General features: G+C 63.0%; 8 protein-coding genes and 1 pseudogene. 5 read left to right on the top strand and 4 right to left on the bottom strand.

Annotation, left to right across the window (positions count from 1 at the left end; all coding sequences use genetic code 11):
- A partial coding sequence (locus FJ980_RS16360) for an MFS transporter (RefSeq protein WP_181181225.1) occupies positions 1-1,112 on the bottom strand: 1,112 nt, incomplete at its 3' end.
- A gap of 155 nt (positions 1,113-1,267) precedes the next feature.
- Between FJ980_RS16360 and FJ980_RS16355 the strand changes: the two genes are divergently transcribed.
- Positions 1,268-1,555: a DUF3175 domain-containing protein gene (locus tag FJ980_RS16355; RefSeq protein WP_140544432.1), complete on the top strand. Its 288-nt coding sequence runs from the start codon at positions 1,268-1,270 to the stop codon at positions 1,553-1,555.
- Between the two features lie 414 nt (positions 1,556-1,969).
- Here the strand turns inward: FJ980_RS16355 and FJ980_RS16350 are convergent, their stop codons facing one another.
- The gene (locus tag FJ980_RS16350) at positions 1,970-2,746 is read right to left on the bottom strand and encodes a FadR/GntR family transcriptional regulator (protein WP_140544430.1); all 777 of its coding nucleotides are present in this window, start codon (positions 2,744-2,746) and stop codon (positions 1,970-1,972) included.
- 101 nt (positions 2,747-2,847) lie between these two features.
- Positions 2,848-3,744: an NAD(P)-dependent oxidoreductase gene (locus tag FJ980_RS16345; protein ID WP_140544428.1), complete on the bottom strand. Its 897-nt coding sequence runs from the start codon at positions 3,742-3,744 to the stop codon at positions 2,848-2,850.
- Between the two features lie 125 nt (positions 3,745-3,869).
- On the opposite strand from FJ980_RS16345, the pseudogene FJ980_RS16340 reads away from it, so the two are divergent.
- Positions 3,870-4,832: pseudogene (locus tag FJ980_RS16340) on the top strand (NAD(P)-dependent oxidoreductase); the annotation flags it as partial.
- An 85-nt stretch (positions 4,833-4,917) separates the two neighbouring features.
- Here FJ980_RS16340 and FJ980_RS16335 read toward each other — a convergent pair.
- A complete protein-coding gene (locus FJ980_RS16335; RefSeq protein ID WP_140544424.1) occupies positions 4,918-5,907 on the bottom strand; it encodes a sugar-binding protein in 990 nt (329 codons plus the stop codon).
- 451 nt (positions 5,908-6,358) lie between these two features.
- Here FJ980_RS16335 and FJ980_RS16330 point away from each other — a divergent pair, with 451 nt between their 5' ends.
- The 3 genes from FJ980_RS16330 to FJ980_RS16320 all read left to right on the top strand — a co-directional run bounded on the left by FJ980_RS16330 (position 6,359) and on the right by FJ980_RS16320 (position 9,277).
- Positions 6,359-7,102, top strand: a complete 744-nt coding sequence (locus tag FJ980_RS16330) for an ATP-binding cassette domain-containing protein (protein ID WP_140544422.1) — start codon at positions 6,359-6,361, stop codon at positions 7,100-7,102.
- A 42-nt stretch (positions 7,103-7,144) separates the two neighbouring features.
- Positions 7,145-8,143, top strand: a complete 999-nt coding sequence (locus tag FJ980_RS16325) for an ABC transporter permease (protein ID WP_140544420.1) — start codon at positions 7,145-7,147, stop codon at positions 8,141-8,143.
- Between the two features lie 306 nt (positions 8,144-8,449).
- Positions 8,450-9,277 (top strand): AraC family transcriptional regulator, encoded by an 828-nt coding sequence (locus tag FJ980_RS16320; protein ID WP_140544418.1) that lies wholly within the window; start codon positions 8,450-8,452, stop codon positions 9,275-9,277.
- Positions 9,278-9,329: the final 52 nt, after the last annotated feature.

Here is a 9,329-nt window from a genome sequence, read left to right as displayed (position 1 = left end):
TCGTAGATCCAGCCCGACATCCAGCCGCCGATGGCCATGCCGAAAATGGTCGCCATGATGACGATGCCAACGCGCTGGCCGGCCTCCCTGGCAGGCATGTATTCGCGCACGATGATCGCATAGCAGGGCACGATGCCGCCTTGCGACAGGCCGAACACCAGCGAGACGACATAGAGCGAGGCAAGACCGTCGAAGGGAATGTAGAAGAACAGCGACAGGCACTGCAGTACCGAACCGATCAGCAAGGTCTTCACCCCGCCGATACGGTCGGCGACGAAGCCGGAAACAAGGCGGCTGACGACGCCGGCGGCCATCATGATCGACAGCATATCGGCGCCGTGAGCGACGCCATAGCCGAGGTCCATGCAATAGGCGACGATATGCACCTGCGGCATCGACATCGCCACGCAACAGCCAAGACCGGCTATGACGAGCAGCGCCTGAAGGGCGGCCGGCGACAATGAAATCGGCTGGACCGGGCGTGCGCCTGGCGAGCCTGCGACGACCACCGGGGCGCGACGTCGCAGCATTATGACCAGCGGCGCCATAGTCACCAGGCAAGCGATGCCGATAGCCACATAGGTGAAGCGCCAACCCTCCGCCTTCATCAGCGGCGGTATGATTGCTGGCCAGACCGTTCCGGCGAGATAGCTGCCGGCCGCGGCCGTGGCCACGGCAACGCCGCGCCGGCGGTTGAACCAGTGCGAGATATCGGCGATCAGCGGTCCGAAAATCGCCGATGTCCCCACCCCGATGAGCAAGCCTTGGGCGAGCGTGAATTGCACGATCGAAGTGGAGAGCGACGCCAGCGCGAAGCCGGCAACCAGGGCCATCGAGGAAACCAGCGCCGGGATCCAGTAACCGACACGGTCGATGGCGCGGCCGACCAGTACATTGCCGGCGGCGAAGCCGACCATGGTAGCGGTGTAAGGCATCGAGGCGGCGGCACGATCGACGCCGAACTCGGCCTGCACGGCGGGCAGGACCACGACTACGGCCCACATGCCGACGCCGCCGATTGTCGCCAGCAGCAAGGAGATGCCGAGCCGCGTCCACGCGTAGAAGCTGTCTATGCCCGCGTTGTTTGCCGCGTTTCCTGGAATTGTCGTCACGGCGTTTCCTGTCCACGATTTCTTCGAGATCGGGTGTTTGAGCGCACTATCGGCCCATTTTCCGGGCCGAGCAGCGCCACGACCGGCAATTCCGTGGCTCCAGAACCGGGAACCCGCCTCACCTCATGGGGTTTCTTTGAAGGAAGGAGTTTGTCATGACCGCCAAAAAGAAATGGTCGGCCGACGTGACCGAGCACAGCGACGCCCTCGATCTCGAGGAGCACGTCTTCGAATCCGATGACGCGAAGAAGATCGCCGCATCGCTCAAGCGCTCGGCCGAGCACAGCCACCGCCGCAAGGCAGAGCCGTTCCAATCCGCCATGTCGATGTTGAATTTCTACATCAACCGTGCCGGCAAGAATCTGCCCGACGAGCGCAAGAAGGTGCTGGAAAAAGCGAAGGACGAGCTGCGTGTCGCCTTCGGTCGCGAGAAGCAGGATTGAGGGTTGCTGAGAGCTGGCCAGCACCAGTTCCTCAACACAGGGATTTGGATGCAGGCTTGTCGGGCAAGGCTATCAACGTCCGTTTGGGGTAGCCAGCGCAAACGCTGGCGATGAGCTGAAGACCCCAACCTCGTCATTCTAGGGCGGAGCTACGCGAAGCGGAGCGTAGACCCTAGAATCCATGCCGTTACATCAACCGAAGTGTGCAACGGTGCAGAATTCTGAACCGCCACGGCGCTTCCAAGTCACGGCATGGATCCTCGGGTCTGCGCGCGTCGCTTCGCTCCTTGCTCCGCCCGTGGATGACGACCGCGATAGGCGTCTTGGCCAATCGCCAAGGCATGGGATCTGCCAACGCACGCACGGGCAGCGGTTAAAGTTTCTGTACTGGCGAACTGGTCCAGTACAAGACCCCTAACGCGATTGAATGACTTCGTCGGTATTGGCCAGCAGCTTGCGCACCGCATTGCGCGCCGCGTCCGGCCTTTGCAGGCGGATACTGCGTTCGATCGCCTCATGCAGCTTCTGGGCGTGCTGCAGATTGTCGAGCTCGCGCGTCGTATAGGTGAAGAGATGGTCGAAGGCGGATTCGATCAAGACGCCCAGCGGCACCAGCAGGTCGTTGCCGGAAGCCCTGAGGATGGCAAGGTGGAAGCGCGTGTCGGCCCGCGTGCGCTCCTGCAGGTTGGTCGCCTCGCCCATCTCGCGACAGGCCTGGCTGATCTCGGCCATCTGCTCGCCGGTGCGCCGGATCGCCGCGAAGGCCGTCGCCTCCGGCTCGATGATGTGGCGGAACTCCTGCACGGTCTTGAGGAACACCTCGCGGTCCGGCGAGGTCGCGTACCAGGCGAGCACGTCGCGGTCGAGAAGGTTCCAGCGTTCCTTCGGTTCGACCCAGCTGCCGATCTTCGGTCGCGAGGCCAGAAGGCTCTTTGCCATCAGCATCTTGATCGCCTCGCGCACCGCCGAGCGGCTGACGTCGAAGGTCTCCGACCATTTGGCTTCATTGGGCAGGATAGTGCCCGGCGGATAGTCGCCGCGCACGATCCGAAGGCCGATTTCGCTCGCAAGCGAAGCATGCACGCTGGCGCCCGGGATGCGTGACGCGTTGGCCCGGCGAACGCCGGACGGACGTTCCGCCGCTGCCATTTTTGTCGGCCTCTTTTCGTTGTTCGGCTTAGCGTCCCGCATGGTTCCACAAAATCCCGTTTTCAGAAGCTGTCAAGCACGGCAAGCCCGCTTTGCCGCAATGCGCAAGGATGTGCACAGATCAACCGGCATTTGCCGCCGCCTCAGGCCGTCTTGACGTATTTGCGCCAGCTATGCTGCGGCCGGAAGCCAAGCACATCGCGCGCCTTGCGGTTCGAAAGCAGCGTCTCATATTCGCCGAGCTCGGCCTTGACCGGCACGCCCGGATAAAAGCGCTTCAACAGCTCCGCCGTCGGCAGGTCCGACGAGGTGTCGTCGTTGGCCGCGTTGAACACCTGATAGCCCAGGCCGTCCTTCTCGATGGCGCGCAAGGTGATCTGGCCGAGATCGCGCGCATCGATATAGCTCCAGGCGATGCGCTTGCGGAAACCCGGATCGGCGAACCATTTCGGGAACAGCGAATATTCATGCGGCTCGATGACATTGCCGATGCGCAGCGCATAGATGTCGAAGCCGCTGCGCAACGCGAAAGCCCGCGCGGTCTTCTCGTTGACGATCTTCGACAGCGCATAGGAGTCCATCGGGTCGACGTCATAATCCTCGTCGAGCGGGAAATGCGTCGGATTGCGCGGCTCGTTGGCGAAGACAAGACCGTAGGTCGTCTCGCTGGAAGCGATGATAACCTTGCGGATGCCGAGCTTCACCGCCGCCTCGATGACATTGTAGGTGCCCATCGCGTTGATGCGGAACACCTCGTTGTCCGGCGTGATCATGATGCGCGGGATCGCCGCGAAATGCACCACGGCGTCGACCGGCTGCGCCCTCAGCGACGGGTCGAACTCGTGCAGGCCCATATAGCTCGACAGCGCGTTGAAAACCTGGCCGCTGTCGGTGATGTCGGCAATCAAAGTGCGCACCTTCGGATTGTCGAGCGGCTTGGTGTCGATGTTGAGCACCTGGCAGCCATGTTCGACCAGATATTCCACGACATGCCGGCCAGCCTTGCCGCTGCCGCCGGTGAACATGATCCGCTTCGTCATTTTGCTCTCCACAATGCTGGGTAATTATGTGTATTGTCAGACAATATGGCATTCTGTGATCGCCCGCCACCCGCGATCCGCGGAAACCTTCTCGACGATCGCCCGCCGCGCGGGCCGCCCATCACCATGAAAGACAGGGAAGAGACGACATGAGCACCACCGCTGCCCGCGAGAACATCGGTTTCATCGGCCTTGGCCTGATGGGGCACGGCATCGCCAAGAACATCGTCGACAAGGGCTATCCGCTGACTTTCCTCGGTCGCAAGAACCGCAAGCCGGCGGAAGACTTGGCCGGACGCGGCGCCACGGAGGTTGCCACGTCCAAGGACGTGGCCGCGGCCTCCGACATCGTCTTCATCTGCGTCACCGGCTCGCGCGAGGTGGAGGCGATCATCCGCGGCCCCGGCGGGTTGAAGGAGGGCCTGAAGCAAGGCTCGGTCGTCGTCGATTGCTCGACCTCCGATCCGGTCTCGACCGTGGCGCTGGCCGCCGAGCTCAAGGCGCTCGGCGTCGACTATGTCGATGCGCCGCTCAGCCGCACGCCGAAGGAGGCCTGGGAAGGCACGCTCGACGCCATGGTCGGCGCGCCGGACGCCGTGTTCGCCAGGCTGAAGCCGGTGCTCGAGACCTGGGCCGGCCGTATCGTCCATATCGGCGATACCGGCGACGGCCACCGCATGAAGCTGCTCAACAACTTCATCTCGCTGGGCTACGCCGCGATCTATTCCGAGGCGCTGGCGCTGGCCGAGAAGGTCGGCATCTCGCCGCCGCGCTTCGACAGCGTCATTCGCAACGGCCGCATGGATTGCGGCTTCTACCAGACCTTCATGCGCTGGACGCTGGAGGGCGACCGCGACGCGCACAAGTTCACCATCGCCAATGCCTTCAAGGACCTGACCTATCTGGAATCGATGGCGGGCGCGGCCGGCATCGCCAACCCTCTGGGCAACGCGACCAAGAATTCCTTTGCGACAGCCTTCGCCACCGGTCCCACGGAACAGTATGTGCCGATGCTCGCCACGCATATCGGCAAGCTCAACGGCGTCGACCTGATGCCTTCGAAGGACGGCGTGAAGCAGAAGATCTGAGACGAAAGCGCCCTTCATCAAGAGCACAAAAGTTAGGGGCGCCTCGCGGCGCCCCTGTTGCATTGGTTATGGATGCAACCTGCGCCTACTTCTGGATGCAGGTGTCGGCCGTTTCCTTGGTGCATTCGTCGAGGCCCGTGAAGACCGGATCGTCGACCTTCTTGCCGCCGACGAGCTCGATCATCACCGAAGGCGCCTTGTAGCCCATTTCGAACGGCCGCTGGCCGACCAGCGCGGTGACAAGTCCTTCCTTGGCGATCGCCACCTCGTCGCCGATCGTGTCGGCGGCGCCGATGACGAACTCGTTCTTGGCGATCTTGTCGGCCATCGGCTTGAACAGGTCGCGATAGGGCTGCGGGGCGCCGAACAGCGGCCAGCCGCCCATGATGCCGAAGGCGTCGAGCTTCGGGTTGGCGGCGAGGATGTCGGTCATCGCCTGCACGCCCTTGGCGCCGTCGTCATTGGTGAACACCGGGCAGCCGGGAGCTTCGGTCCAGCCGCCTTCGCCGGCAAGTGCCGCAAGACCTTCCTTCCCGGTCAGCGCATCGCGCATGCCTTGCGCGCGGCGCAGGATGTTGTCGGCCGCCGGATTGCCCTCGATCGTGCAGATCGTGCCGCCATTCGGCTTGGCCTTCTTGATGTACTCGCCGATCTTCTTGCCCATCAGGTAGTTGTCGGTGCCGAGATAGGTCTTGCGAAGGGCGGCGTCTTCCTTGGCAAGGTCGGCGTCGACCGTCATGATCGGGATCGACGGATTGGCGCTCTTGATCGTCTGCGCGATCAGCGGCGCGTTCGACGGCGAGATCGCCATCGCCACGGTGTCGGGCTTGCTCAGCATATCCTGCACGATCTGCGCCTCGCCGGCCTCGTCGGAAGTCGATGCCGGGCCGGTGTAGAAGCATTCATATTCCGAGCTGGCGTTTTCCTTGTTCCACTTCTCGCAGCCCTGATGGATGGCTTCGAAGAACGGATTGTCGAGACCCTTGACAACGATGACGAGCTGTTTCTTGGCCAAAGCCGGCCCGGCGCCCAACGCCATGGCGGCGACGGCGGCAAGCAAAAGTGTTTTCCTCATATCAGTCCTCCCTTGAAACAGACGGACACCGCGTGCCCGCCACACTGATCAACCCGGATACACAAGAACCACGACGAGCATCTCATGATGTTCGCGCCCCGCGCCGGGCTGATAAGCATTTGCCGATCCGTCCGCCCGAATACCGATGCAGCCGAATCCTTTATCCTCAAACCATCTGCCTGCCTCCGCCGAATAGACGGACGATTGGCAAAGTGTTGTTCCGAGGCTTAGCTAATATCGGCTTTTCGCCAGCGTCAATTGCTATTTGTCCTACAAAACCGATTTTTCGTCGAGTCTCGAAATTAATCGTCAGACAATTGATTGACGCCCCGTCCGGCTTTTGCCTAAATGCGTGGATGCACCGTTCCGGAGGAGATGGACGGGATAAGGACGCAAGCGGCGCCGGCGGGTTCGGTGGCCAGTTGCGCCAATAAGGGGAGGCTTAAGGCTGGTGTCGGTTCTGGAACTCGCCAACATCTCGAAGCATTTCGGCGCCATCCAGGCGGTCAACGATGTGTCGTTTTCGCTGGAAGCCGGCGAAGTCGTCGGCCTGATGGGCGATAACGGCGCCGGCAAGTCGACGCTGGTAAAGATGATCGCTGGCAATTTCCACCCGAGCCACGGCACCATGCGGCTGGACGGCAAGGACCTTGTCCTGCACAAGCCCGCGGATGCGCGCCAGCATGGCATCGAGATCGTCCACCAGGACCTCGCGCTCTGCAACAACCTGACCGCCGCGGCCAACGTCTATCTCGGCCGCGAGCTGCGCCGCGGCTTCGGTCCGCTGCGCATTCTCGACTACGGCGCGATGTACAAGCGCGCCGGCCAGCTCTTTGCCGAGTTGAAATCCGAGACGCGGCCGCGCGACCTCGTCAAGCAGATGTCGGGCGGCCAGCGCCAGGCGGTGGCGATTGCCCGCACCATGCTGTCGCAGGCCAAGATCGTGCTGATGGATGAGCCGACGGCGGCGATTTCGGTCAGGCAGGTCGCCGAAGTGCTCAATCTCATCCGTCACCTGCGCGATCAGGGCATCGCCGTGGTGCTGATCAGCCACCGCATGCCCGACGTGTTCGACGTCGCCGACCGTGTTATCGTCATGCGGCGCGGCCGGAAGGTGGCCGACAAGAAAATCGCCTCGAGCTCGCCCGAGGAAGTCACCGGGCTGATCACCGGCGCCATCGAACAGGTTGCGTAGTCGCGCGGAATCCCGCGCCCCGCCTCTCAGGAAAGGTCGATAATGGCAGTCACACTTGACCAGACGATCGCGCAGAAGCAGCACACCTTCCTGTCGCGGCTCTTTGCCAACCAGACTTTCTGGGTGGTGATCGCGGTCATCCTCGCCTGCCTGTTCCTGTCCGTCGCCACCGATTCCTTCGCCACGTCGAAGAACATCTTCAACATCACGCGCAACATCACCTTCGTCGCCATCGTCGCGCTCGGCATGACCTTCGTCATCATCACCGGCGGCATCGACCTTTCGGTCGGCTCGGTGCTTTGCCTTTCCTCGATGGTGCTCGCCGTCACCATGCATGCCGGCTATTCGATCGAGGTGGGCATCCTGGCCTCGATCGCCACCGCGCTTGCGATCGGCGCCTTCAACGGCCTGCTCATCGCCTATCTCGGCTTCCCGCCTTTCGTGGTCACGCTCGGCATGCTGTCGGTGGCGCGCAGCCTTGCCATGGTCGCCTCGAACAACACCGTGGTGTTCCAGTTCGGGCCGGACCACCAGAAGCTTCTGGCCCTGGGCGGCGGTGCCTGGCTTTTCGGCATCGCCAATCCGGTGCTCTACATGATCCTCCTGGCGGCGATCACCGGCTTCATCCTGCGCTGGACCAAGTTCGGCCGGCACATCTTCGCCATCGGCGGCAATGAGCATGCGGCGACGCTGACCGGTGTTCCCGTCAAGCAGATCAAGGTCGTCGTCTATATGATCTCGGCGCTGTCGGCAGGGCTTGCCGGCATCATCCAGACCGGATGGCTGGGCGCCGTCACCACCAATCTCGGCAACGGCATGGAGCTCCAGGTGATTGCCGCCACCGTCATCGGCGGCGCCAATCTGGCCGGCGGCGTCGGCACCGCGCTCGGCGCCATCGTCGGCGCCGCCCTGATCGAGGTGATCCGCAACAGCCTCGGCCTGCTCGGCATCAACGCCTTCTGGCAAGGCACCTTCATCGGCGGCGCGATCATCCTGGCGGTGCTGTTCGACCGCATCCGAAATTTCAGGCGTAGTGACTGAAGCGCGCCGCCTCGCCTTCTCCCCTTGTGGGAGGTGTCGCCGAAGGCGACTGATGAGGGGGGCTCCGGGGAAAGCCAGCGTCTCACTCCGCTGGAACACCCCTCATCCGTCTCGGCGCTGCGCGCCGATCCACCTTCTCCCACAAAGGGGAGAAGGGAACGCGCCTATCGCCCAGTCTGAAAATCCGTCCCAGCGCTTTGAACACAAGGTCCGCCATTCCTGCCTGCCTTGACGCAGCCTCACCCCAGCCGCACAATCCCCCGGCAGGCGAAGGGAGGCCAGTCGCCTGCGGGAGGAACGATACCCATGACGGACGCGATCAGGCTCTACTGGGGCCGGTTCGGACATGTTTCCGTGCTCAATGTCGCCAACGACTTCGTCACCCATGCCCATGGCGAAGCGCATCTCATCATCTGGCTGGAAGGCACGGCAGGCGAAATGACCATCGGCCGCGAAACGGTGCGACTTGGGCCTGGCACCGCGGCCGGCATCAATTCGTTCCAGCCGCACAGCCACGCCCTTTCCCACGACGGCAAGCCCGGCCTGTTCCTCGCCTTCTATATCGACCCGGATTGGGCGCGCCGGCGCCGCGACCTGCCCTCCTCCGCGCCGCTGTTCACGCAAGCCGCGATCACGCTGGAGCCCTGGCTGCACCAAGCGGCGGCGAACCTGCTCGATCACCTCACCGACAATGAAAGCATCGACGACGTCGCCAATTACGAGACCGAGCGTTTCATCGACAGCGTTCTCGACGCGGCCGATACATCCGCCCCACAGATAGCCCGCGCGCGCATCAACACGATGCTCGATTTCCGCGTCCGCAAGGCGATCCAGCTGATGAAGGCCAATGTCTGCGAGCGCATCTCCTTCGACGACGTCGCCCGTTCGGTTGGCCTGTCTAGGCCGCACTTTTTCGCGCTCTTCAAGGAACAGACCAACCTGACGCCGAACGTCTACTGGAACACGCTGCGCATGGAGGAAGCCGTGCGGCAACTGCAGTGGTCGCAGGAGCCGCTGATCTCCGTCGCCTGCAATCTCGGTTTCACCACCCAGGGCAATTTCTCGCGCTTCTTCCGCGACCATGTCGGGGTGCCGCCGACGCTCTATCGTGAAGCCGCGCGCGCGACGGCGTAAGGCGCGTTGAGATTCAGGTCAGGCCGAGCCGGAGTCGAAGACGGGCGCGAAG

Source organism: Mesorhizobium sp. B1-1-5, from assembly GCF_006443065.1.
In the GTDB taxonomy this organism is placed as follows: Bacteria; Pseudomonadota; Alphaproteobacteria; order Rhizobiales; family Rhizobiaceae; genus Mesorhizobium.
Note: the sequence above shows the minus strand (reverse complement) of the source record. Positions and strands in the feature narration are given on the sequence as shown.

What these genes read in the sequence shown, in the direction of transcription:
- FJ980_RS16320 (WP_140544418.1), top strand. Translation starts at nt 8,450, where the DNA reads ATGACGGACGCGATCAGGCTCTACTGGGGCCGGTTCGGACATGTTTCC.
- FJ980_RS16325 (WP_140544420.1), top strand. Translation starts at nt 7,145, where the DNA reads ATGGCAGTCACACTTGACCAGACGATCGCGCAGAAGCAGCACACCTTC.
- FJ980_RS16335 (WP_140544424.1), bottom strand. Translation starts at nt 5,907, where the DNA reads ATGAGGAAAACACTTTTGCTTGCCGCCGTCGCCGCCATGGCGTTGGGC.
- FJ980_RS16355 (WP_140544432.1), top strand. Translation starts at nt 1,268, where the DNA reads ATGACCGCCAAAAAGAAATGGTCGGCCGACGTGACCGAGCACAGCGAC.
- FJ980_RS16345 (WP_140544428.1), bottom strand. Translation starts at nt 3,744, where the DNA reads ATGACGAAGCGGATCATGTTCACCGGCGGCAGCGGCAAGGCTGGCCGG.
- FJ980_RS16350 (WP_140544430.1), bottom strand. Translation starts at nt 2,746, where the DNA reads ATGCGGGACGCTAAGCCGAACAACGAAAAGAGGCCGACAAAAATGGCA.